The organism is Flagellimonas sp. 389 (assembly GCF_018449435.1).
In the GTDB taxonomy this organism is placed as follows: Bacteria; Bacteroidota; Bacteroidia; order Flavobacteriales; family Flavobacteriaceae; genus Flagellimonas.
In genome coordinates, this window is the sequence record NZ_JAHCMU010000008.1 from 133,291 (window position 1) to 156,771 (window position 23,481).

Consider the following 23,481-nt stretch of genomic DNA (forward strand, 5'->3'; position numbering starts at 1 on the left):
ATTTAGTGTTAGCGTTTTAGCTTCCCGTTAACCTCAAAACATAACACAAAATACCTTCCGAAAATGAAAAAACACTACACCCTTTCAACCTTATTCACGTTCTTGTGCCTTACCTTCAATTTGATGGCGCAAAATCCATCGACACAAAACACTACCATCGACACAAATTTTTATGAAGGCCTGGAATGGCGCAACATTGGCCCGCACCGTGGGGGGCGTTCCCTTGGCTGTGCAGGAAGCCCCACCCGACCCAACGAATATTACTTTGGTGCCACAGGCGGGGGATTATGGAAAACCGTGGATGGCGGCAACGAATGGAAACCCGTCACCGACGGTCAGGTCACTAGCTCCTCGGTAGGTGCCGTAGCGGTTGCCGAAACCAATCCAGATATTGTTTACATCGGTATGGGCGAAGTACAGTTGCGCGGAAGCATCACCCAAGGTGATGGTGTCTACAAATCCGAAGATGCGGGCAAAACCTGGAAGCATTTAGGGTTAAAAGAAACCCAAGCTGTTGCAAGGATCAGAATCCATCCTACGAATCCAGATATCGTCTACGTAGCCGCACTGGGACATCCATATGGCGACAACGAGGAGCGTGGCGTATTCAAGAGCACAAACGGAGGTGATACTTGGGAAAAAGTATTGTATGCAAGTCCAAAAGCTGGGGCGGTGGACCTCATCATCGACCGCAACAATCCCGATGTATTATACGCCAGCACATGGCAGGTATACCGCAAAGCCTGGAAAATGTGGGGCGGTGGCGGCGATAGCAAGCTATGGAAATCCGTTGATGGCGGGGATACCTGGATCGACCTCACCGGTAACGAAGGAATGCCGGAAGGGCCCATCGGGAAAATCGGAGTTACCGTATCACCAGCAGATTCCAATAGGGTTTGGGCCATTGTGGAAGCCAATGAGGGCGGTGTGTTCCGTTCCGAAGATGCGGGTAAAACCTGGGAGCGTACCAACGATGAACGCAAATTGCGACAACGCGCATTCTATTATTCCAGAATCTATGCCGATCCCTTGGACAAGGAAACCGTTTACGGCCTCAATACTCGAATGTATAAATCCACCGATGGCGGTAAAACCTTTGACACTATCATAAAAACCCCACACGGTGACAATCACGATTTATGGATCGACCCCAACAATCCCGACCGCATGATCAATTCCAACGACGGTGGTGGCAACGTGAGCATCAACGGAGGCAAAAGCTGGACAGACCAGGATTTTGTGACCACGCAATTTTACCATGTAATGGCCACCAATGATGTGCCCTATCATGTAGCGGGAGCACAACAAGACAACAGCACTTTGGCTATGCCAAGTGACGGATGGAGCCACATGCAAGCAAGAGGTCCCAATAAAGATTGGTATTATGCCGTGGGTGGTGGTGAAAGCGGCTGGATAACGCAACATCCCGAAAACTTGGACATTTTTTATGCAGGAAGTCAGGGCGCATTATTAACACGGTACGACCGAAGCAATGGTCAAACCCGAGACATACAGGTATACCCTAGATTCTTCTCCGGAGAGCCTGCCGAAGCGTTACCTGAACGCTGGCAATGGACTTTCCCCATCATGTTCGCACCCCAAGATGCCAATGTCATGTATACCTGTTCACAGCATGTTTGGAAAACCACCGATGATGGACAGTCTTGGGAGAAAATAAGCCCTGATCTCACCTATGCCGACCCTACCACCTTGGGAAAAACAGGGGGTGTCATCACCATGGATATGAACGGTCCGGAAATCTATGCCACCGTTTTTGCATTGGCGCCATCTTTTCATGATAGCAATACCATTTGGGCAGGTTCGGATGATGGAAAAATCCATATCACCCGGGATGGTGGCAAAAACTGGGAGGACATTACCCCAGAAGGTTTGCCCAAATTCTCCCGTGTAAGCATCATCGATGAGTCAAAACACCGACCGGGGACTTTGTTTGTGGCTGCCAACCGTTATCAGGTCGATGATAGACAACCTTACGTGTTCAAAACACACGATTATGGTAAAACCTGGACAAAAATTACCAACGGCATTGCGGACGGACATTTTGCAAGAGCGATTCGGGAGGATCATGTACGACAAGGGCTTTTGTTTTTGGCTACGGAACATGGCGTTTATTTTTCTATGGATGATGGTGCGCAGTGGCAAAGTCTGCAATTAAAATTACCCGATACCCCCATTCGCGATTTGGTCATTAAGGACAACGATGTGGTCTTGGGTTCGCACGGTCGCGGCTTTTGGATTTTGGATGATATTCAACCCTTGCGACAATACAAGGACGAAATGAAAAATCAATCCGCTGTGCTGTTCGCCCCTTCGGATGCGATACGGGGAATCAGCGATGCTACTATCCAATATTACCTTCAGAACGAAACGGATACCATTACTTTTGAGATTTTGGATGCCAATGATAAGTTGATTGATACATTTACCGGAAGTAAACCCAAATACGAAGAAGACCCCAATATTCCGTGGTGGAAAAAAGGGGGGTCGTCCAAACCTACGACTGCAAGAGGAATCAACACCTTTACGTGGGATTTACGATATCCCGGTGCTACGGAGTTTGAAGGAATGATCATTTGGAGCGCACGTCCCACAAGAGGACCAAAAGTACCACTGGGCACATACAAAGTTAGGATGAAAAGCGGGGATTACGAACAGACCTACCCTTTTGAAGTACACATGAATCCCAATTTGAAGGGTATTACCAAAGCTGATTTGGACGAACAGTTTACACTGGCGAATGATATCATGGAAAAAACCACTGCTGCGAATGAAGCAGTTATCCAGATTCGGGAAATCAAGAAGAAAATCGATTCCAGTAAAGCGAAGATTCCCGCCAAGGCCATGAAAAGGACCATAATACCTTTCTTGGAGAAAATAACGGCAGTTGAAGAGGAACTGTACCAGGTTAAAAATCAATCCGGTCAAGATCCGTTGAATTTCCCTATAAAACTGAACAACCGATTGGCCTCTTTACGCAGAAGTGTTGAAAACGGGGATGCAAAACCCACGGATGGTGCTTACAAAGTATTTAAGGAACTTTCTGCTGAATTGGAGGAACACTTGGGGAATTTGAATGGAGTGCTTGCAAAGGATGTATCCAAAATAAATGCTATTCTGGAAGCCAACGGTGCAGACCAAATTGAAGTGTCAAAATAATGATCGAAGTCAACATTGAAGAAAAAATGCCTTAATCAATTTCAAAGCCCTTTTTTATGACCGATTTACAGATTGCCAAAAAAACAACGTTACAGCACATCTCCGAGATTGCAGAAAAATTTGGCATAGCCCCAGACCAATTGGAAATGTATGGCAAGTACAAGGCAAAACTGCCGTTGCAGGCCATCAACAAGCAAAAGGCAAACAAAAGCAATTTGATATTGGTATCGGCCATTTCTCCAACCCCTGCGGGCGAGGGTAAAACTACCATGTCCATCGGCCTCTCCGAAGGACTGAACCGCTTGAACAAAAAAACGACGGTGGTCTTGCGGGAGCCATCTTTGGGTCCTGTTTTCGGGATTAAAGGGGGTGCCACGGGCGGGGGATACTCGCAAGTATTGCCCATGGAGGACATCAACCTACATTTTACGGGCGATTTTGCGGCCATTGAAAAAGCCCACAATCTATTGGCTGCCATCATAGACAATAACATTCAAAGTAAAACCAATTCGTTACGATTGGACCCTAGAACCATTACTTGGAAACGTGTTGTGGATTTGAATGATCGTGCATTGCGACATGTCATTGTAGGCTTGGGCGGAACCACATCCGGAGTACCCCGCGAAACTGGGTTCGATATTACCGCAGCTTCCGAGATTATGGCTATTCTGTGTCTGGCCGAAAATCTAAGTGATTTAAAACAGCGATTAGGAAATATTTTTATTGGCTATACTTTTGATAAAAATCCTATTTACGCCAAGGATTTAAAGGCCGAGGGGGCAATGACCGCTTTGCTCAAAGATGCCATAAAACCTAATTTGGTACAGACGATTGAAGGAAATCCGGCAATTATACATGGAGGGCCCTTCGCCAACATTGCGCAAGGCACCAACACCGTTCTTGCAACCTTGATGGGCATGACGCATTCCAAATATACCGTTACCGAAGCCGGGTTTGGATTTGACCTTGGTGCCGAGAAATTCTTCGATATCAAATGTCAGAGTGCCGGCCTAAAACCGAAGGCTGTAGTTCTCACTACAACGATACGTGCCCTAAAATATCATGGCGGGGCCGATTTAAAATCCTTGACCGAGCCTAATGTTGAAGCACTGAAAAAAGGAATACCGAATCTTGAGAAGCATCTTGAGAATATTTCGAAGTTCAAAGTAGCTCCAGTCATTGCAATCAACAAATTCCTTACTGATACTGATGAGGAAATTGAAACCATCAAAAAATTCGCAGCTACAAAAGGAATCAAAGTGGCACTTGCCCAAGTTTGGGAAAAAGGAGGAGAAGGTGCTCTGGAACTGGCGCAACATGTTATTGATATTGTTGAATCGGATGCCTCTGATTTTACGCCCTTGTACGCATGGGAATCCAGCGTTAAGGACAAAATTGAAACAATCGCTACGGAAATCTACGGTGCCGAACATGTGGACTATACTTCAAAAGCAAAAGCACATCTTAGAAAAATAGCGAACTTAGGGTTAGAGCACCTACCCGTCTGTATTGCCAAGACCCAAAAATCGCTATCGGACAATCCAAAATTATTGGGACGTCCAAAAGATTTCATCATCACGGTTCGAGAGATAGAAATAGCTGCCGGAGCCGGTTTTCTTATCCCGATAACGGGTGATATTATGCGAATGCCAGGATTACCGGCGCACCCTTCATCAGAAGGAATCGATGTTACTGATGATGGGGAAATTACCGGGTTGTTCTAGATTTTACCCATTTAAGTCTTAAAGAACAAAATGAGGTTATAGGAATCGGTTATCTTTAGAAACTAATTTTGAAAATGATTATGTTCAAATGAAGCAATTCCTATTGATTCCAATACTGTTGTTTTTAAATATATCAATTGCCCAAATAGCAGTTGAGCAACTCACGTTATCTGATGCTGCCTTAGAATTAACGGAACAGAACGTGACCTACGACCCCAGCTATTTTTCTATGGATTACCCCAATGGAGATGTACCAAGCGACAAAGGTGTCTGTACCGATGTTGTCATACGGGCGTACAGAAAATTGGGAATCGATTTGCAAAAAGAGGTCCACGAAGATATGAAGGCCAATTTTAACGTGTATCCAAAAATCTGGGGATTGCGAACAACAGACAAAAATATTGACCACCGAAGGGTGCCCAACTTAATGATCTATTTTAAGCGGGAAGGAGCTGAAAAATCAATTTCAGATAATGCAAGTGATTATCTACCAGGAGATGTGGTCTGTTGGAATTTAGGCGGTGCCATCACACATATTGGTATTGTGGTCGACAAAAAGTCGAGCGATGGAAAACGGAATTTAATCGTCCATAATATTGGTCGCGGACAGGTTCTTGAGGATATGCTTTTTGATTTTAAAATTATCGGTCATTACCGTTACGCAGTACAACAATCTTCAAACCAATAGAATTCATGTCGTTTTATCAAAAAGCAACGGAAGTAGGTTCAAAATTTATTAAAAAGCATAAGCTCTTTAAGTATGGTTTCAACCTCTCGCCCATGTACCGAAGAAGTACGGCGAAGATCATTTATGTTGCGGAAGATTTATTAAAAATAAGCATCAAACTTCCCATCAATTACAAGAACAGAAATTACATGAACACCATTTTTGGTGGAAGTATGTTTTCCGCGGTAGACCCTATTCCCATGGTGCAGTTGGTCAATCTTTTGGGAAAGGACTATGTGGTATGGGATAAATCCGCTGAAATTTTCTTTAAACGCCCAGCCAAAGAAAACCTATATGCCCATTTCACTTATGATTTGGATGAGATACATCGCATTAAGGAAAAAGTCGCTTTACAAAATGAAATGGAAATCATAAAAACCACAGCTTTGACCAATAAAGCAGGCGACAAAGTGTATTGCGAGGTCAAAAAAACCATTTATGTGGCTGACAAGTCTTTTTACAAGAAGAAATTGGCCAAGCGAAAGGTGAGAGGATAACAAAACCCACATTAATGATTTGCTAGAAACTTCTCCTCCCAGAATTGCCTTTTTGCAATTCTGACCTCCCCATGAGGAGGTATATTTTGAAACTACCGAGAAGCGTTAAGGTTACATACGCTGTAACCAATAGCGCATGTCGACTTCTTTTGTAATGATCTCCTTTACTTCGGAAAGTTTGACCCGTTGTTGTTCCATAGTATCGCGGTGACGAATGGTAACGGTATCATCTTCCAAAGTTTGATGGTCGACCGTAATGCAGAAAGGTGTACCTGCGGCATCTTGGCGACGGTAACGGCGGCCTACGGCATCTTTTTCATCATACGCAACATTGAAATCCCACTTGAGTTCATCCATAAGCTTTTCGGCTACTTCTGGAAGTCCATCACGTTTTAACAAGGGCAAAATCGCAGCTTTCGTTGGTGCTAAAACCGCAGGTATTTTAAGTACCGTTCTTGTGGTACCGTTTTCCAATTCCTCCTCTTTTAACGAATTTGAGAAAACGGCTAAAAACATTCGATCAAGACCGATGGAAGTTTCGAGCACGTACGGTACATAACTTTCATTCAACTCATGATCAAAATATTGCAACTTTTTACCTGAATGTTTCTCATGCTGGCTTAAATCAAAGTCCGTACGGGAATGAATTCCTTCGAGTTCCTTGAAGCCGAATGGGAACTTAAACTCGATATCTGCTGCCGCATCAGCATAATGGGCCAATTTTTCATGATCATGGAAACGATAGTTATCCGCTCCCATTCCAAGGGAAAGGTGCCATTTCAATCGATTTTCTTTCCATTTCTCGTACCATTCCTGTTGTGTTCCCGGTTTAATGAAGAACTGCATTTCCATTTGTTCAAACTCCCGCATACGGAAAATGAATTGGCGGGCCACAATTTCATTACGGAACGCTTTTCCTGTCTGGGCAATGCCAAACGGAATTTTCATTCGCCCTGTTTTCTGGACATTTAAGAAGTTGACAAAGATTCCTTGGGCGGTTTCTGGACGCAAGTACAGATCCATTGCAGAATCTGCGGAAGCTCCCAACTTGGTTCCGAACATTAAGTTGAACTGCTTCACATCGGTCCAATTCTTAGAGCCTGAAAGCGGACAGGCAATCTCCAATTCCTCTATCAATGCTTTTACATCGCCCAAATCCTCGTTTTCCAATGATTTCCCAAGGCGTTTTAAAATATCATTAGCTTTGGCCTGATAGCCCAAGACCCTTGGATTTGTTTCCAGAAATTGCTTTTTATCAAAACTGTCCCCAAAACGTTTGGCCGCTTTGGTCACTTCTTTATCAATCTTTGCTTCAATTTTAGCGACATAGTCTTCTACCAAAACATCGGCACGGTATCTTTTCTTGGAATCTTTATTATCGATTAACGGGTCATTGAACGCATCTACGTGACCGGAAGCTTTCCAGGTTGTAGGATGCATAAATATGGCGGCATCTATCCCAACGATATTATCGTTGAGTTGTACCATGGCCTGCCACCAATACTCCCGAATATTCTTTTTTAGCTCAGCACCGTTCTGCGCATAATCGTATACCGCACTGAGTCCGTCGTATATCTCACTGGATTGAAATACATAGCCATACTCCTTTGCATGGGAGATAACCTTCTTAAAAATGTCTTCTTGATTTGCCATTGGGCAAAAATAGAATTTTACCCAAAAAGAAATGGGTTATTTCAACTGAAATTCGGTAGAAGCCAACAGTCTTTCATCCTCAAAAACGTTAAGGGTGTAAATTCCATCTTCCAAGGAACCTTCTGGGACGGTAATGGCATCACAAACACTGATCTCTCTCCCAGTATAAACAATTTCCACTTTTTTGCTATAGATATTGCCACTTACGGAGATTGTGGTCGCATTGTCTTCGATAACCTTCATATCAGGACCTAAAAATTGCAGGTATAGAACTTTCACGGTACCGTCTTCGTTCGTATCGCTTAAGATCGTAACGCAACCCCGTAATTTTTCTATGGTCGATGCCTTATTGGTTTTTAACGGCCTGCCTGCCCGTAATCGAAACCCGCTTCCCTCAGCATTCTGAAGTTTTAGGTAACTCTTTATCTTAAGTTCTTTGGTGAGTTCTTTGTTTGTTTCCCGCAAGATCGATTCCGCACGTTCCATATTGCTTGCCCTTCCTCTTACCTCTTCCAATTGCCTTCGCGTCTCCTCATACCTATCGGCCAATACACTATTGTTGTATCTAAGGAAATTGTTTTTAAGTTTTAAGCTATCAAACTTCACCCCTAACATACGGAGCTCTTTTCGAGTTTCCTTCAATTTTGTGATGCTGAAGTTTAAGCGTCCAACGGAATCCAACAATTGTTGTACCTTGAACCTTGAAGTCTGTAATTCGATTTCATTCACCTCATTAAGTCCGGAAAGACGATCCACATCAGCCTTCATTAAGGTCAAATCCTTTACTAAAAGTGATTTTTCCTGTTCCAGAAAAGACATCTGGTTTTTGGATTGGGCATAACTGTAATAGAAAGCTATTAAAATACCCACTATTACCGCGATAAGGGCAGCAAAAATAATCTTGTAGTTGAAATTATTATCTTGGGCATCCATGGGTTAATAGACTACTCTAACACGTATAAGATTTGATTCCAAAAAGGTTGGCTAAGATACTAAACGATATTAACAACATCCTATTGCCAGAGGTATGTTTTGGATGTAATACCCAAATAACCAGAGGAGAACGCATTTTGTGTGCAGTTTGTCGACATGAGCTGCCACTCACCGATTATAACTATACTGATCAAAATACAGTAGACCATATTTTTTATGGGAGAATTCCTATAAATAAGGCCATGTCCTTCGTTTTTTTCACCAAAAACGGAATTGTAAAGAACCTTATGCACTACTTGAAGTATAAAAATCAGGAGCAAATAGGTGGCTTTTTTGGAGATTGGATAGGGGCTTCTTTGCAGGAAGAGAAAACGCTAAAGAATGTAGATGTAGTGGTTCCTATTCCATTGCATCCTAAAAAAAAGAAGAAAAGAGGTTATAACCAGGTAGCATTGTTTGCAGAAAGAATAGCACAATCCATCAATGCTGAATATAGGGATGACATTCTTCTAAAGGTTGTCAACACAAAAACCCAAACCAAAAAAGACAGACAGTTACGTTGGGAAAATGCAAAGGATATCTTTCAATTGAATGTCCACACAAAAAAGGATTTTACCCATGTATTGTTGGTCGATGATGTTATTACCACGGGAGCAACCATAGAAGCGGCCGCACAAACACTCTTCAAAATTGAAGGAATCTGTATTTCCGTACTCAGTATTGCCGTTGTTGCATAAGGGTTAAATTTTATTAATGCTTCTTTTCAATTTTTAAATTAGTTGTTTCTTTGTTCCACACTAGTTGTTTACATGCGGTATCTAAAAAAACTGTTGAGCTTTTCTTTTATTATGCTACTTGGACTTGCACTTTGGCAATGTGCCAGAAGAGGAAATCCTACCGGCGGCCCCGAAGATAAAACACCCCCGGAACTCTTGCGAACAGAACCGGATAATTTTTCAATCAATTTTAAGGCAGAAAAAATACGATTGTACTTTGACGAATTTATAAAGCTGGAAGATGTACAAAACCAATTGATCGTTTCTCCACCTTTAAAATATCCTCCAGAAGTAAGGCCACAAGGTGGCGCTAGCAAGTATATTGAAGTTACGTTAAAGGATACCCTCAAAGAAAATACGACCTATACCATCAACTTTGGGCAAAGTATAGTGGATAATAATGAAGGAAATCCCAATAGTTTTTTGACCTACGTGTTTTCAACTGGTTCTTATATTGATTCCCTTACCTTATCTGGGGCCGTTAAGGATGCTTTTAACCGTAAAGCCGAGGAATTTATAAGTGTTATGCTTTATGAAATAGATACAGCATACACAGATTCCACGATTTACAAGTCACCCCCTAATTATATTACCAATACGTTGGACAGTCTTCCACTTTTCGAGCTTAAAAACTTAAAAGAAGGAAAATATAAGTTGGTCGCCATAAAGGATATCAATAAAAACAACACTTTTGACCAAAGACAGGACAAAATAGGATTTTTACAGGATACCATTACCATTCCTACGGATTCCATCTATTTGCTCACACTATTCCAAGAACAGCCGGACTATAGTGTCTCCTTTCCAAGTTACGCTGCCAAAAATCATATTCTTTTTGGGTATCAAGGGGATTATAGGGATATTGAAATTGAACCTTTGACCCAATTACCGGACTCTGTAAAAACCATGGTTCTAAAAGATCGTGAAAAGGATACTTTGGACTATTGGCTTACGCCCACCGATATTGATTCTATTGTTTTCACCGTGAGCAATGAAAAAATGGAAGCAATAGACACGTTTACCGTAAAAACCAGAAAATTAGGTTTGGATTCGTTGAAGCTGAGTCCTAGCGTAAGTGGAAAATTCAATTTTGAGGATACGTACAGTCTTTTGGCCAACACTCCAGTGACCCAAATAGATTCCTCTAAAATTGATTTTTATATAAGTGATTCCATAAGCGAACCTTATACGTATGTCGTGGATTCTGTAAGCAATAAGATTGATTTTGATTTTGCTGTTGAGCCAAATGAAAGCTATCGCTTTACTTTTTTGCCTGGTGCTGTCACCGACTTTTTTGGAATTGAAAATGACTCTTTAGAGTACAGATTTTCAACAGGAAGTTTTGCCGATTATGGGAACTTACGGGTAAACTTAAGTGGTGCTGTTCGGTATCCCCTCATCCTTCAGTTAACCGATGAACAAGGCGAGATTGTGCGTGAAATCAAAGCAACAGAACCCAAGGTTTTTGAATTCAACAACTTAGATCCTGGAAAATATGCCATTCGTGTTATTCTTGACGATAATGGTAACGGCGTTTGGGATACCGGGAGCTATCTCAATAAAATTCAGCCAGAAAAAGTAAGTTACTATCCAGATATTATAGACGTTAGGGCTAATTGGGAACTGGAGCAGACCTTTATCATACTAGATTAAAATCATCTCTATCTTCCAAGAACCTTAGTTTTTCGCGCATCGACTTTATGTGCTTTTTATCAAGGATTGCATATATTATCTCTTCTTTTTCCGAGTACGCGGTTCGGTGTCCCAGTACATCATAAACTGCCGAATAGCCTGAATATTCATGCCCAAGCCCATCCAATCCAATCCTATTTACGCCTATGCAGTAAGACATATTTTCAATAGCTCTGGCTTTGAGCAAGGTATCCCAAGCATCTATTCTCGGTTTTGGCCAGTTTGCTACGTAAATAAGCACATCGTAGTCTTCTGTATTTCTAGCCCATACAGGAAAACGCAAATCGTAGCAGATCATGGGTTGTATTTTAAACCCTTTATAGGAAACAAGCAATTTTGTAATTCCTGCTTCATATACCTTATCCTCTCCCGCTAAAGTGAAGGTGTGCTTTTTATCGTAAGCTTCCAATTTTCCATCCGGAAAGCAAAAGAACAACCGATTGAAATATTTATCCTTCTCGGTAAAAACGATACTTCCCGTGATGGCCGCACTTTTCTCTTGGGCAATTTGCTGCATCCACGCTATGGTTTTGGCAGCTTCCGCACTATCAATGTTCTGGGGATTCATGGTAAATCCAGTGGTAAACATCTCTGGCAACACAATTAACTCGGTATCTTTTGGAATAGTGGCTATCTTTTTTGAAAACATAGCCCTGTTCGCTACTGGATTTTCCCAATGTAGCTGGGATTGAATTAATGCTATTTTAAGTTCTGATGCCACCTTTACTAATCAAAATATACTTCAGTTGTTGAAGATTTTGCCAAATGGAACAAGTGTTTCAACTGACTTTCCAAAATTCGTTCCTCTGATAGCTCTGGAAGATGGTCCAGCGAGAAAAAATCCGCGCCTAACATATCAAATCCAGGTTTGAGGTTACCTCCCACCATTCTACAAAGAAAAATAAGCTTGTAAATATAATAGGGTTCTGGTGGATGGGGATGAACTTGTTTATCGTAGACTCCCAAAAACCGTACAACTTCTACTTGAATCCCTGTTTCTTCGGCAACTTCTTTAACGGCAATTTCCGAAGGGGTGCTTCCAATATCCGCCCAACCCCCGGGGATTGTCCATTTATTATCTACACTTTCCTTCGCCATCAAAATTTCATCTTTCTCATTCAGTACTAAAGCCCTTACGTCCACTTTTGGCGTTGGATAGTCTTTTTCCGGAACAAAGAAGTCCTTCAGCGCTTCAATTGGAGCGTCTCCAACAACCGATAGCAGTTCTAGGCTTATGTGTTTCAATTCTTCGTACCGTTCTTGGTCATAAGGGTCTTTGGCATAAATCAATCCTATTTCAGAAATCGACTTGATACGCTTGATAAGATTGAGTTGCTCTTTCGGGTTCATAGAGTGATCAGGATGTGTGGGTTTCCAGTAGTGCTATCAATTCTTTAAAGTCTTGCATTTTTGCTTGATCTAATGCAGTATGCCCTCTTGCATCTCTGGTAGCACTGTCCGCACCGTGATCAAGTAACAACTGGGCCATATCCAACCGATTGAACGTAGCTGCATAAATAAGGCAGGTAGCACCCATCGCGTTGACGTGATTGACATCGGCTCCCGCATCTATCAATAATTTAGCAATTCCGACATATCCTTTAAAACAAACGCCCATTAATGCCGTATTTCCAGAACTATCCTTGATATCGACTTTTGCCCCCTTTTCCAACAAAAGGGTCGCGACTTTTTCATGCCCGTAGTAGGTGGATAGCAATAAGGGTGTAGAGCCTCTCTCATCTGTAGACTCCAATAATTCGGGATTAGTTTCCAGTGTTTCTTCTATGGCTTTTACGTTACCATTTCTTATTTGGTCAAAGAAGTCTTTCTTGTTGTTCATCATGATAGGGAAAGGTATAAAAAAACTGCCACAACCGTTTGCGGTCATGACAGTCTTTACGTTGATTTTCTTTTTCTATAGTTTAATTGATTTTATGATAAAATCAAGCTAAATCAAAACGGTCAAGGTTCATTACTTTGTTCCAAGCGGCAATAAAGTCTTTTACAAACTTTTCTTTTGCATCATCACATGCATAAACCTCAGCAATGGCACGGAGTTCGGTATTTGAACCAAAAATCAAATCTGCGCGTGTACCGGTCCATTTCGCTTTGCCTGTTCTCCTGTCCGTACCCTCAAAAACATTTTCGTCTGAGGAGATTGCTTTCCAAGCAGTTCCCAAATCAACAAGGTTAGTGAAAAAATCGTTGGTAAATGATTCAGCATTATCGGTGAACACGCCATGTTTTGAGTTGTCAAAATTCGTGTTCAAAACACGCATTCCTCCAATCAATACTGTCATTTCAGGAACTGTAAGTGTCATCAGCTGTGCTTTATCCACTAATAATTCTTCTGCCACTGCATGTATCCCTCCTTTAACATAGTTACGGAACCCGTCTGCACGTGGTTCCAATGCTTCAAACGACTCAACATCTGTCTGCTCTTGTGTGGCATCGGTACGACCAGGAGTAAAAGGAACCTCTGCACTATGGCCGGCATTCTTAGCAGCTTCTTCCACAGCAGCACACCCTCCTAAAACGATAATATCTGCTATTGATATTGCTTTGTCTCCCGATTGTGAAGCATTAAACTCCTTTTGGACTGCCTCCAAAGTCTCCAATACTTTAGCCAATTGTTTTGGGTTGTTTACTTCCCAATCTTTTTGAGGGGCCAGACGAATTCTACCGCCATTGGCACCACCTCTTCTGTCCGAACCACGAAAAGTAGAAGCCGAAGCCCATGCCGTTGAAACCAATTCTGAAATGGATAATCCAGAAGCCAGTATTCTCTTCTTTAAGTCGGCAACGTCACTCTCGTTGACCAAATCGTGATTTACTGCTGGAACAGGATCTTGCCAAAGCAACTCTTCGGTTGGAACTTCTGCGCCCAAGTAGCACTCTTTAGGTCCCATGTCGCGGTGTGTTAGTTTAAACCATGCTTTGGCGTATGCATCTGCAAATTCTTCTGGATTTTCCAGAAAATGCTTTGAAATCTTTTCATAAGCAGGGTCCATACGTAAAGAAAGGTCCGTAGTCAGCATAAAAGGAGCATGTTTTTTCTCTGGGTCGTGTGCATCGGGGAACGTACCTGCGCCTTCATTATTTTTTGGCTTCCATTGGTGTGCTCCGGCAGGGCTCTTTGTTAGTTCCCAATCGTATTTGAACAAATTTTCAAAGAATTTATGGCTCCATTTTGTTGGAGTATCCGTCCATGCGCCTTCTAGACCACTTGTAATCGTATCGGAGCCGGAACCTGTTCCAAAGTTATTTTTCCAGCCCATACTTTGCATTTCAATGGATGCACCTGCTGGTTCGGCTTCTAGATAGTCAGCATCGCTCGCTGCTCCATGGGTTTTTCCAAAAGTATGTCCCCCTGCAATCAAGGCCACGGTTTCGTAATCGTTCATGGCCATTCTACCAAATGTCTCACGAATATCATGAGCGGCCAAGACTGGATCAGGATTTGCATTTGGTCCTTCTGGATTCACATAAATTAGGCCCATGTGCACTGCTCCAAGTGGATTTTCCAATTCACCTTCTTTGTTATATCGCTCTTTATTTCCAAGCCATTCTCCTTCAGAGCCCCAATAAATATCTTCTTCCGGCTGCCAAATATCTTCTCGGCCACCACCGAAACCATACATTTCCAGACCCATTGATTCATGTGCAACATTACCGGCTAAGATCAATAAATCAGCCCATGATATTTTTTTTCCGTATTTCTTTTTAATAGGCCATAACAATAGTCTTGCCTTGTCCAAGTTAGCATTGTCAGGCCAGCTGTTCAAAGGCGCAAATCTCTGAGAACCTGTTGATCCACCACCTCGTCCGTCGGCAATTCTATACGTACCTGCAGCATGCCATGCCATACGAATGAAGAAAGGTCCGTAGTGTCCATAATCTGCTGGCCACCACTCTTGGCTATCAGTCATTAAATCGGTTAAATCTTTTTTAATGGCTCCCATATCCAAGGATTTAAATTCCTTCGCATAGTCGAAGCCTTCGTCCATGGGGTCAACTAAATTTGAGTGTTGACGCAAAATATTCAGATTGAGCGCATTTGGCCACCAATCTTTGTTTGTAGTTCCGCCTCCTGCAGCTTGATTCAGTTCTCCGCTTAGAAAGGGGCATTTAGCGCTTGAGTCATTGCCTTGCCACGCATTACCGTTTGATGATGTGGATTCTGTTTTCATGATAGTATTGATATAAGTAAGTGAATTTTTAACCTCCATAAAATTAAGAAAACACATGTCTACCCGATAGGTAATTAATATTAAAATACTATTAAATCATAAGTATTGCTTATATTTAATAGTCCTTTGAACCATCTACTTTGTAGATATATCATGATAAATTTGATACATTACGTTGGAAAATGTTCATGTGATCCGATTTATACCCTCTGTGAAGAATCTTTAGCATCAAAATAATGGTTTCATAATGTCCAATCCATTTCGTTTGATTCGTCTTTAAACAAAAAACACTACATTTCTAACTAATTTAAAATCAACCACATTATGAAAAAAATGATATTGCCCATTGTAGGCTTGTTACTTCTCAGTTTTAGTAACGATATTTTTAAACTTTCTGACGATGACCGTAAAATGGCCGTCAAACATTTAATGGAAAGTCGTGATCACATGACCAATGTACTTGACGGGCTCACTGATGAGCAATTGCATTTTAAACCCGAAGAAGGGGCATGGTCAATCGCAGAATGTGTTGAGCATCTTACTATTTCTGAAAATGCTTTCGGTGGACTCGTGCAGAAAACCGTCGCTGCCGGTCCAAGCCCTGCAATGAAGGACTCTGTTAAACTAACCGATGAAAAACTAATGGATATCATCAAGGACAGAAGCAATAGGGTAAAAACTTCCGAGCCGTTTGAACCAAGTGGAAAGTTTGGCTCTCACGAAGAAACCGTAAAAGCATTTGTTGATAAAAGAAACGAACATATTGAATATGTAAAGACTACCGAAGATGACTTAAGGAACAGTTTTAATAGTGATCTTCCCTTTGGAACTGTGGATGGTCTGCAGGTAATACTCTTTGCTGCCGGTCATACAGAGCGACATGTATCTCAAATGGAAGAAATTATGGCACATGAAAGCTTTCCTAAAAAAGATTGATTCTCTTAAGAGAAACCTAAAAGTTGGCCCTTTCTACTATTGAAGGGGCTTATTTTTTTTAATTTTATCCCTTATATAATTAGACATGAGAACATTTAAATCCTTTTTGCTGTTAAACACGTTATTACTAGCTTTTACTATTTCTGCGCAATCTAAAAAAGATAGAAAGATTATGAGTGATGCCAAGGAAGCTAAGAAAACACTCTTGAAAGCAGATTCTGGGCTCCAAAGCTTTTTTGACAGTTCCGCAGGTTATGTCATTTTTCCCAATGTAGGCAAAGGTGGCTTTATTATTGGTGGAGCTTCTGGCAATGGTGTCGTCTACGAAGGTGGAGAAACTGTTGGAATGGCAGGACTCAAAAAACTAAATGTAGGGTTACAAGCTGGAGGGCAAGCCATCATAGAGGTCATCTTTTTTGAGACCCAAACAGATTTAGATCGGTTTAAAGAGGGGAAATTCGCTTTTGCCGCTGAAACTTCGGCAGTGGCACTAAAATCTGGAATTGCCTTCAATGCAAAATATAAAGATGGTGTAGCTGTGTTTGCTTTACCAAAAGCTGGGCTAATGGCCGATGCTTCTGTGGGAGGACAAAAGTTTAGTTACAATTCCTTTTAGATTTTGAGGTCTCCAATCCATTTATAGGGACTGGTTTACTAAAGTCTTATATATTTCGTGAAATTCCTTTAGTTGCATATATACTGCTACCAGGGGTATTGGTTTTTCCAATTGTCTAAGGTGGATGTCCATGGCCAATTCCGAACCGTCATTGTTTATCGTTACATTCTCAACATCAGCATAGCTAAGCTCACTTCCAAAGAGTACAAAAGTCTCATCCCTAAGAATAATCTTGCGTTCTTTTACCTTGTATATCCTCAAAAAATTATAAAGGATATAAAACCCCCAAAGCACTAAACCAAGAGCTGCAATAGCACAAATAGTGTTTATCCAAAGCTCTTTTATGACAAGAACGCCCAATCTAAAGATCACAAAGGCTCCATACAATTGTGTGATTCCCAAAACAAGCAATCGATATAGAGGTTTTATTTTTATGGTTTTGTCCTCACGAACTGTTTTCATTTTTCTATCTTTCAATACATCTAAATTTTATAATGGTAGAGTTGCTTATTGGGGCCGTCTTTTGTTATTGGGTTTATAAGTTACTGGTAATTATACGTAATTCTAGAGAATTGACTCGATTTTCCGAAGAATGTGAAGCTCTTTCGAGAAGAGACAATAGCGAAACCGCTAAAAAACTAAAGGCAGGCGGACTGGCCTATAAAAAAGCGAACAAGAGGATAACGACCTCCAATATCGTTTGGTTTTTAGTAGAAGTTATTGGTTTATCTGCCGTTTATTTTGTTTTCATTCATTGATGACTTTTATTCCCTAATGCCGGGGGAAAAATCTTCTGGAGCGTTTTGGGGCTGGTTTATTGTTCCTGCTTCACCAGTGTCGTTATAAATGATCCATTCGCTAAACGTATAGACCGGATTGCCTTGCGTTATGTTCATATTTCGCAATGCCCTTCCGTCTTCAAATTCATGATCGGTCCCTGTCCCGTCCTCGCCAACCACTCCAAAAACGTCAATGATAGTACCAAAAGGGTCCACCAGTTCCAAATTGTCATCGCCGTTCGAATCTGCCGGACTGTTGGTAGAAACGCCAAGGTCTGGACTAAAGCCATAAACCAGTTCAAACGCTTCGGCATTTGGAGAAATGACCAAGGTATTTTCTGCACCGATTATCATTCCAGATAAATCGATAGTGGAACTGACCTCGGTATTGGCATTGGTATATCTTCTCAACGCCCACTTATTCAAATCTAACGGCTCTTTTGCCGAATTGTACAATTCTACAAACCGTGCGCCTGTATTGTTTTCCGGGTCTGCCAATTCAGAAATAAAAATATGGGTCGATGCAAATTCCGTTATGATCTCTGGACAGCGCTCATCCGTGAATGCTATATCGTTCAAATCTCGGACAACGATTTGAAACTCATTGCCATCTTTAAGCAAAATGCCGGTAATCTTCCCGTTGCCCTGTGGTAGCGTATCAGCCTGAAAATCTGAGAAACCGCTGTTGATAAGCGCAATGTTGTTTTCTTCACAATCCTGTAGCGTACGCATAGTTTCTTCCCTAGCAATAGCAAAAATACTATCCAGTTCTTCTTCGACTACTTCCAGACCTTCAAAACTTACCAAGGTGTTGACCTTCAAGTCTTCCAACACTTTAATTTCGACAGGTACAGGTATAATTTCCGCAACTGCATCACAGGACAAAAAAATATGCTCTGGAACTTTTAGCGCCGGTATTCTGCCAACAGAAATATTTCCAAATGCGGAAAATGGACTCCCAAGTTTTAGCATTTCTTCTTTCTTGTTCAAATACAATCCTTGTAATTTTATGAAGACCTTACTTCCTACCTCAAAAAATAGATGGGATTCCCGTAAATCGATTTCTATTTGAAAACCATAGGATGGTTGATCGCTTGTATCTTGAATGTAAAGCTCCCCAAAAAAATTACCTGCACCATCTGAAGAGATTACGTGACCTTCAATAACCCAATCTTCTTTAATTTGAAAAGTACCATCTTCGAACGATTCAAGTATTTTCTCCAAACTAATATTAGCAGTCAAATTTGAATCACAGTTTTTCTTTGGAACATCAAATTCTGAAGTACCAACACATGACATTGTCACCGACAAAATAAATAAGAATAATATCAAGTAAGCTAATCTATTCTTCATGATTCTTGTTTTTCGAAGCGGAATTTTAGAAACTAATGGCTAAATTCAAAAAATACGTTCTGCCAAAGCCGTACCAATACTTAGGTCCAAAAGAAGGTGAACCACTGAGGTTGTCCTGTTTTAACTGACCATAATTACCGTTTCTACTTTGCTCAAAACCACCTGTTCTAAACGTTTGGTCAAAAGCATTGTTCACACTTACAAAGGCACTTATGTATTTCTTGTTGACCAACCATGATTTTCCGCCTACTAGATTCAAGAGGTAAAAATCATCGAGCTTTTGTTGCTCTAGAATTTTGGCAACGTTTTCTATAGTGGCATCAGGAAAGCGTAGACCGGTATCTGGGTCAATTAAAAAACTTTGGGTTCTGGTAATCGTTGAAACATTGGCATAGTTGTCGGCCAAGTAATTTGTTGTTGCCCCAAGCCACCAATATTTTGGACTTCTGTATTCGACTCCAAAAGCAAACGCTGTTTGTGGACCTTGGGCCAATTTCAAATCCTTTAGTTGAGCTATGCCTAAATCAATATTCCCTTCTGGAGCTATAAGCTCTTCAGCTAATCCTACAGTATCAAAGTTTATTTCTACGGACGGATTACTGGCATAAACATAGCTCGCCAAGTTACCTACCAACGATAGTTTTACGCTGGAAGAAACTTCATACACCACCCCAAGTTCAATACCTTTATGCAACCTATCTAAACCTGTTATTACTTCCTGCACAAAATCAGATCCCAAACCGGAATCGACAAAAAAGAAATTGATATCCGTAGTATTCTGGAACCGAGAATAGAATGCACTTATCCGTCCCGTTACATCTGGTAGCTTAACAATATAATTTACATCTAAACTGGAAATAGTTTCCTGTTGGATTTCTGGAACACTGTTATTGTTTTCTCTTGGATTGATGAAGATATTTTGAAGTGTTGGGTGTTTATTTATGATCGCACCATTTACATTCAACCAATGCCTGCCTGAAATAAAGTAAGTTCCCCCAGATTTGAAGCCAAAATCGGAAAATGAAATCTTTTCACTGTTGCCGAAAGAGTTTTCCAGAAAGCGTTCGTTCTGGAACAATCCATTGCGCAGCGTGCCAAAATTAGAATAGGTCCCCGAAGCAAAGCCGCTCCACCTCTTAAAAGTAAGGTTCATCTGACCAAAAGCTTCAACTTCTGAAGTATTTAAAGCATAGTCATAATTAAACTTTTCTCCTTCAGTTTTGGTCTCACTACCATTGATATCGTTCAATGTGTTGGAAAAAGCATCCATATCTTCGTGAAAGTCTGCACCCAATACATCCTGTATCCTCGCAAAATTTTCAGAAGACAGGGTTTTATAGTGCACCCCAGCGCCGAAACTCATGTTATCGGAAATTTTGTAGTCAAAAGAACTTGACACAGCTATGAGCTTATCTTCCACAACATCATCATATAACAAATACGCTGCTTTTCCATTGGCAGCCGTATTGGAATTCGCATTATAAATTTGGGCCCATTGTATTTGCGGATTTCTTAAGAAACCCTCTTTCGCCAGAGAGGCGTTGGTAAAATCGGCACCTATGGGGCTGTTAACGTTAAAACTTGGCAAGTATCTGTAATACGTAGGGTCGGGATTTGGAGCATTATAGTAGCCCAACCTACTCCTATTGTTGTTTCCAAATTGATACGCAATACCGGTAGTCAACTTACACTTGTCTGATCGCAGAAAATGATTCAGTATAACTAACGGTTCAAAAATGGTGCGTTCTCTTGAATTTCTAATGTTCCCTTCTTGACTTCCCCAGTAGGGATTGTAACGGTTTCCCATCAAATTAAAAACCTCTTCTGTAATCGCGGAGGAACGACCACGTCTATTTTTAGCTAGTATCGTGGTCAATCCTAGACTATTCTGGTGATTCAATTTATATTCCAAAGCACCAAAGAAAGAATAGGCATTGTACAAAGTGCCTTCCATATAGCCCGTCTTTGCCCATCTTCTAGATAAAGAAATGGTATAAGCTAATCCGTTAGCCTGCACTCCAGAGTTGTATGTTGCCATAAGCCGTCCGCTATAGGTGCGATTGGAGGCGGAGCTTGAAAGACGTATTCCCGATCGTAGCTGTGAAGGCCTGGTATTGATATTCGTATTTCCCAATATCCCTCCAAAAGTATAGCGATTCGGTGCCAGTCCACTTGAGAACTCTTGGTTTCGGATAACATCGTTCAATCCACCCCAGTTGTTCCATTGCGGTCTACCATCAAAGAGTTTATTCATAGGAATCCCATTGAGCAATACTTTACCATAACTGGAATCGTATCCCCGTACCCTAAAAAACGCTTGTCCAAAATCGAACGCAGCTCGATTCAAAAAAATATCTTTAGTGGATTGCAGTAATCCTGACGAGCCCGAAACAGTAGCATCGTCTTCAGCAATATCGTTGTCTGTTAAGGTGATAAGATTAGCCGTCTTTTCTAGGGTAATATCCTGTTCCAAAAAGATGTCTCCCAAATTTATAGGTTCCCCATCTAGAGCGACCATAAATTGTTTGGATAGAAAATCGAGTGCTGATATTTTTAGATATTGTTCTCCTATCGAAGAAGTCGTTACTTCAAAATGACCTTGGTTATCCGTAAAAAACTCTTTGGAGGAACCATCAATCTTAATTACAACATTCTGAATTGGATTTTTTGTTGCAGCATCTTTTATACTTCCAGAAATGATAGTGACTCCTTGTCCCCAGAGAAATGTGGTACAACAGAGCACCACCAAGAACAATGAGATTCTCATAGGCTATGCAGTAGGTTACTTTCGTAAAAATTGGGGTTATTGGCTTTATTCTTTGTAAGAAAAAACAATCTTACTTATTTTCGGATCAAAATCAAAATATAAATGAAGTTTTTACGATACCTACTAGTAATACTTGGCATACCCTTTATTGCGCAATCCCAAAAATCCTATAAGATACGGACCATTGCTTTTTACAATGTTGAAAACCTTTTTGATACGATAAACGACACCTTGGTCTTTGATGATGAAAGAACTCCGGTAGGAAGCTATCATTGGACCCAGAAGCGATATGACAAGAAAATTGAACATATATCAAAAGTTTTGTCAGAAATTGGAGTGGAAGTAACGGAAACCTCTCCAGATATTATTGGACTGTGTGAAGTTGAGAACAGACAAGTTCTTGAAGATTTGATAAACCACCCCAATCTACAAGATAAAGAATATGGCATCGTACATTTTGATTCTCCTGATAGACGCGGAATCGATGTTGCCTTGCTGTTTAAAAAAGCTGCCTTCTTGCCCACTTCTTTTAAAAGCCATAGACTTTTATTGTTTGATGATATAGGGGATAGAATCTATACCAGAGATCAGTTGGTCGTAGGTGGCGTGCTGGACGATGAAGCACTTTATTTTATCGTTAACCATTGGCCTTCTAGGAGAGGTGGGTCGAGTAAAAGCAAGCCCAACCGTGTAAAAGCAGCCTTATTGAACAAGCGTATTATCGATTCCATTCAAAAGCTACATTGGGACGCCAAAATCATAAGCATGGGCGACCTAAATGATGATCCTAGGGACGATAGTCTAAAAAAGATATTGAAAACCTCTGGTAAAGTAACCCAACTGGATAGTCTTGCACTTTTTAATCCTATGGAACGGCTTTACAAAAAAGGATTGGGATCTTTGGCTTACCGGGATAAATGGAATCTTTTTGACCAATTTTTTATGACCTCTAATCTAATCCACAAAAGTGAAGACGCCTATTTTTACTGGAAAGCTGCAATCTATTCCCCAAATCACCTAAAAACCCCTGACGGAAAGTTTAAAGAGTATCCTTTTAGAACATATTCCGGTAAAAGTTATACGGGCGGGTATAGCGATCATTTTCCGGTGTATTTGTTTTTGATCAAAGCCTCCCCCAGCCCCTCCAATGGAGGGGAGTAGTAAAGAGATATCTTTTTGAATTCCTCCCCTTTGGGGAGTTAGTGGGGCTATAACCACTGTGCCCAGGGAATACGACTTAAAATTAAGAGCAATCCCAAGCCGTAGAAAATAGCAATGCTTTTAAACTTGGCACTGCTTTCAAATTTCTTTTTATGGCGTGACCATCCTATGGTTATAAAAGCAATTGCAATGATGTTGATCAAGGGATGTTCCAAAGCCAACAGACGAGCAGCTGAGTTTAAACCTCCCATACCCAATACCTGTATCGCCTTTAGGCCATTTGCAGATAGAAAGTAAAGAATTAGGCCAATTAAAAGTTGAATATGGCTCAGAATCAACGCAAAAAGACTGATTCTTAAGTCTTTTTCCATAGTAAATTCCTTTTTTCCAAGCCAGCCTATCAAGGCATTGAAAAATGCGAAAATCAATATGGCCAATACCACATAGGCTAGATAGGAATGTACGTTTTGCAGAATTTCCATAGGTTTGGTTTAGGGATT

Annotated in this window: 20 protein-coding genes; 10 read left to right on the top strand and 10 right to left on the bottom strand. The window is 41.1% G+C overall.

Annotation, left to right across the window (positions count from 1 at the left end; all coding sequences use genetic code 11):
* Window positions 1-63: 63 nt before the first annotated feature.
* The 4 genes from KIM67_RS08825 to KIM67_RS08840 all read left to right on the top strand — a co-directional run bounded on the left by KIM67_RS08825 (window position 64) and on the right by KIM67_RS08840 (window position 6,125).
* Window positions 64-3,177 (top strand): glycosyl hydrolase, encoded by a 3,114-nt coding sequence (locus tag KIM67_RS08825; protein WP_213830974.1) that lies wholly within the window; start codon window positions 64-66, stop codon window positions 3,175-3,177.
* A 56-nt stretch (window positions 3,178-3,233) separates the two neighbouring features.
* Window positions 3,234-4,901, top strand: a complete 1,668-nt coding sequence (locus KIM67_RS08830) for a formate--tetrahydrofolate ligase (protein ID WP_213830975.1) — start codon at window positions 3,234-3,236, stop codon at window positions 4,899-4,901.
* Between the two features lie 88 nt (window positions 4,902-4,989).
* Entirely contained in the window at window positions 4,990-5,589 is a 600-nt protein-coding gene (locus KIM67_RS08835; RefSeq protein ID WP_213830976.1) for a DUF1287 domain-containing protein, read from the top strand.
* 5 nt (window positions 5,590-5,594) lie between these two features.
* Entirely contained in the window at window positions 5,595-6,125 is a 531-nt protein-coding gene (locus KIM67_RS08840; RefSeq protein ID WP_213830977.1) for a DUF4442 domain-containing protein, read from the top strand.
* Window positions 6,126-6,236: 111 nt separating this feature from the next.
* Here the strand turns inward: KIM67_RS08840 and KIM67_RS08845 are convergent, their stop codons facing one another.
* Window positions 6,237-7,778: a glycine--tRNA ligase gene (locus KIM67_RS08845; protein WP_213830978.1), complete on the bottom strand. Its 1,542-nt coding sequence runs from the start codon at window positions 7,776-7,778 to the stop codon at window positions 6,237-6,239.
* 36 nt (window positions 7,779-7,814) lie between these two features.
* Complete coding sequence (locus KIM67_RS08850) at window positions 7,815-8,711, bottom strand: hypothetical protein (protein ID WP_163417453.1); 897 nt, start codon at window positions 8,709-8,711, stop codon at window positions 7,815-7,817.
* Window positions 8,712-8,758: 47 nt separating this feature from the next.
* Here KIM67_RS08850 and KIM67_RS08855 point away from each other — a divergent pair, with 47 nt between their 5' ends.
* The gene (locus tag KIM67_RS08855; RefSeq protein ID WP_250149208.1) at window positions 8,759-9,448 is read left to right on the top strand and encodes a ComF family protein; all 690 of its coding nucleotides are present in this window, start codon (window positions 8,759-8,761) and stop codon (window positions 9,446-9,448) included.
* A gap of 72 nt (window positions 9,449-9,520) precedes the next feature.
* Complete coding sequence (locus tag KIM67_RS08860) at window positions 9,521-11,140, top strand: Ig-like domain-containing protein (RefSeq protein WP_213830980.1); 1,620 nt, start codon at window positions 9,521-9,523, stop codon at window positions 11,138-11,140.
* Here KIM67_RS08860 and KIM67_RS08865 read toward each other — a convergent pair.
* From KIM67_RS08865 to katG, 4 genes are all read right to left on the bottom strand, one after another.
* The gene (locus KIM67_RS08865; RefSeq protein ID WP_213830981.1) at window positions 11,127-11,900 is read right to left on the bottom strand and encodes a nitrilase family protein; all 774 of its coding nucleotides are present in this window, start codon (window positions 11,898-11,900) and stop codon (window positions 11,127-11,129) included. The two genes, KIM67_RS08860 and KIM67_RS08865, sit on opposite strands and share 14 nt — an antisense overlap.
* Before the next feature lie 5 nt (window positions 11,901-11,905).
* Window positions 11,906-12,529 carry an NUDIX hydrolase N-terminal domain-containing protein gene (locus KIM67_RS08870; protein ID WP_163417449.1) on the bottom strand — a complete coding sequence of 208 codons (624 nt, stop codon included), beginning with the start codon at window positions 12,527-12,529 and terminating at the stop codon, window positions 11,906-11,908.
* 7 nt (window positions 12,530-12,536) lie between these two features.
* Entirely contained in the window at window positions 12,537-13,022 is a 486-nt protein-coding gene (locus KIM67_RS08875; protein ID WP_313788434.1) for an ankyrin repeat domain-containing protein, read from the bottom strand.
* Window positions 13,023-13,122: 100 nt separating this feature from the next.
* On the bottom strand, window positions 13,123-15,369 hold the full coding sequence (gene katG, locus KIM67_RS08880; protein ID WP_213830982.1) for a catalase/peroxidase HPI: 2,247 nt from the start codon (window positions 15,367-15,369) through the stop codon (window positions 13,123-13,125).
* 324 nt (window positions 15,370-15,693) lie between these two features.
* On the opposite strand from katG, the gene KIM67_RS08885 reads away from it, so the two are divergent.
* Together KIM67_RS08885 and KIM67_RS08890 are read left to right on the top strand one after the other, a co-directional pair.
* Window positions 15,694-16,305 carry a DinB family protein gene (locus tag KIM67_RS08885; RefSeq protein WP_163417447.1) on the top strand — a complete coding sequence of 204 codons (612 nt, stop codon included), beginning with the start codon at window positions 15,694-15,696 and terminating at the stop codon, window positions 16,303-16,305.
* Window positions 16,306-16,390: 85 nt separating this feature from the next.
* A complete protein-coding gene (locus KIM67_RS08890; RefSeq protein ID WP_213830983.1) occupies window positions 16,391-16,921 on the top strand; it encodes a lipid-binding SYLF domain-containing protein in 531 nt (176 codons plus the stop codon).
* 21 nt (window positions 16,922-16,942) lie between these two features.
* On the opposite strand, the gene KIM67_RS08895 is transcribed toward KIM67_RS08890, so the two are convergent.
* Window positions 16,943-17,383: a hypothetical protein gene (locus KIM67_RS08895; protein ID WP_213830984.1), complete on the bottom strand. Its 441-nt coding sequence runs from the start codon at window positions 17,381-17,383 to the stop codon at window positions 16,943-16,945.
* Between the two features lie 32 nt (window positions 17,384-17,415).
* Between KIM67_RS08895 and KIM67_RS08900 the strand changes: the two genes are divergently transcribed.
* Window positions 17,416-17,679: a hypothetical protein gene (locus tag KIM67_RS08900; RefSeq protein WP_213830985.1), complete on the top strand. Its 264-nt coding sequence runs from the start codon at window positions 17,416-17,418 to the stop codon at window positions 17,677-17,679.
* Window positions 17,680-17,685: 6 nt separating this feature from the next.
* Here KIM67_RS08900 and KIM67_RS08905 read toward each other — a convergent pair whose 3' ends face one another.
* Both KIM67_RS08905 and KIM67_RS08910 read right to left on the bottom strand, forming a co-directional pair.
* Window positions 17,686-19,053: a DUF5689 domain-containing protein gene (locus tag KIM67_RS08905; protein ID WP_213830986.1), complete on the bottom strand. Its 1,368-nt coding sequence runs from the start codon at window positions 19,051-19,053 to the stop codon at window positions 17,686-17,688.
* 25 nt (window positions 19,054-19,078) lie between these two features.
* Window positions 19,079-21,820 carry a TonB-dependent receptor gene (locus tag KIM67_RS08910; protein ID WP_213830987.1) on the bottom strand — a complete coding sequence of 914 codons (2,742 nt, stop codon included), beginning with the start codon at window positions 21,818-21,820 and terminating at the stop codon, window positions 19,079-19,081.
* A 102-nt stretch (window positions 21,821-21,922) separates the two neighbouring features.
* Between KIM67_RS08910 and KIM67_RS08915 the strand changes: the two genes are divergently transcribed.
* The gene (locus KIM67_RS08915; RefSeq protein ID WP_213830988.1) at window positions 21,923-22,981 is read left to right on the top strand and encodes an endonuclease/exonuclease/phosphatase family protein; all 1,059 of its coding nucleotides are present in this window, start codon (window positions 21,923-21,925) and stop codon (window positions 22,979-22,981) included.
* Between the two features lie 47 nt (window positions 22,982-23,028).
* On the opposite strand, the gene KIM67_RS08920 is transcribed toward KIM67_RS08915, so the two are convergent.
* The gene (locus KIM67_RS08920) at window positions 23,029-23,463 is read right to left on the bottom strand and encodes a hypothetical protein (RefSeq protein WP_213830989.1); all 435 of its coding nucleotides are present in this window, start codon (window positions 23,461-23,463) and stop codon (window positions 23,029-23,031) included.
* Between the last annotated feature and the right edge of the window lie 18 nt (window positions 23,464-23,481).

Excerpts from the sequence above, each read along its gene's own strand:
- KIM67_RS08825 (WP_213830974.1), top strand. The coding sequence starts at position 64 with ATGAAAAAACACTACACCCTTTCAACCTTATTCACGTTCTTGTGCCTT.
- KIM67_RS08830 (WP_213830975.1), top strand. The coding sequence starts at position 3,234 with ATGACCGATTTACAGATTGCCAAAAAAACAACGTTACAGCACATCTCC.
- KIM67_RS08835 (WP_213830976.1), top strand. The coding sequence starts at position 4,990 with ATGAAGCAATTCCTATTGATTCCAATACTGTTGTTTTTAAATATATCA.
- KIM67_RS08840 (WP_213830977.1), top strand. The coding sequence starts at position 5,595 with ATGTCGTTTTATCAAAAAGCAACGGAAGTAGGTTCAAAATTTATTAAA.
- KIM67_RS08845 (WP_213830978.1), bottom strand. The coding sequence starts at position 7,778 with ATGGCAAATCAAGAAGACATTTTTAAGAAGGTTATCTCCCATGCAAAG.
- KIM67_RS08850 (WP_163417453.1), bottom strand. The coding sequence starts at position 8,711 with ATGGATGCCCAAGATAATAATTTCAACTACAAGATTATTTTTGCTGCC.
- KIM67_RS08860 (WP_213830980.1), top strand. The coding sequence starts at position 9,521 with ATGCGGTATCTAAAAAAACTGTTGAGCTTTTCTTTTATTATGCTACTT.
- KIM67_RS08870 (WP_163417449.1), bottom strand. The coding sequence starts at position 12,529 with ATGAACCCGAAAGAGCAACTCAATCTTATCAAGCGTATCAAGTCGATT.
- KIM67_RS08875 (WP_313788434.1), bottom strand. The coding sequence starts at position 13,022 with ATGATGAACAACAAGAAAGACTTCTTTGACCAAATAAGAAATGGTAAC.
- katG (WP_213830982.1), bottom strand. The coding sequence starts at position 15,369 with ATGAAAACAGAATCCACATCATCAAACGGTAATGCGTGGCAAGGCAAT.
- KIM67_RS08885 (WP_163417447.1), top strand. The coding sequence starts at position 15,694 with ATGAAAAAAATGATATTGCCCATTGTAGGCTTGTTACTTCTCAGTTTT.
- KIM67_RS08890 (WP_213830983.1), top strand. The coding sequence starts at position 16,391 with ATGAGAACATTTAAATCCTTTTTGCTGTTAAACACGTTATTACTAGCT.
- KIM67_RS08895 (WP_213830984.1), bottom strand. The coding sequence starts at position 17,383 with ATGAAAACAGTTCGTGAGGACAAAACCATAAAAATAAAACCTCTATAT.
- KIM67_RS08900 (WP_213830985.1), top strand. The coding sequence starts at position 17,416 with ATGGTAGAGTTGCTTATTGGGGCCGTCTTTTGTTATTGGGTTTATAAG.
- KIM67_RS08905 (WP_213830986.1), bottom strand. The coding sequence starts at position 19,053 with ATGAAGAATAGATTAGCTTACTTGATATTATTCTTATTTATTTTGTCG.
- KIM67_RS08910 (WP_213830987.1), bottom strand. The coding sequence starts at position 21,820 with ATGAGAATCTCATTGTTCTTGGTGGTGCTCTGTTGTACCACATTTCTC.
- KIM67_RS08915 (WP_213830988.1), top strand. The coding sequence starts at position 21,923 with ATGAAGTTTTTACGATACCTACTAGTAATACTTGGCATACCCTTTATT.
- KIM67_RS08920 (WP_213830989.1), bottom strand. The coding sequence starts at position 23,463 with ATGGAAATTCTGCAAAACGTACATTCCTATCTAGCCTATGTGGTATTG.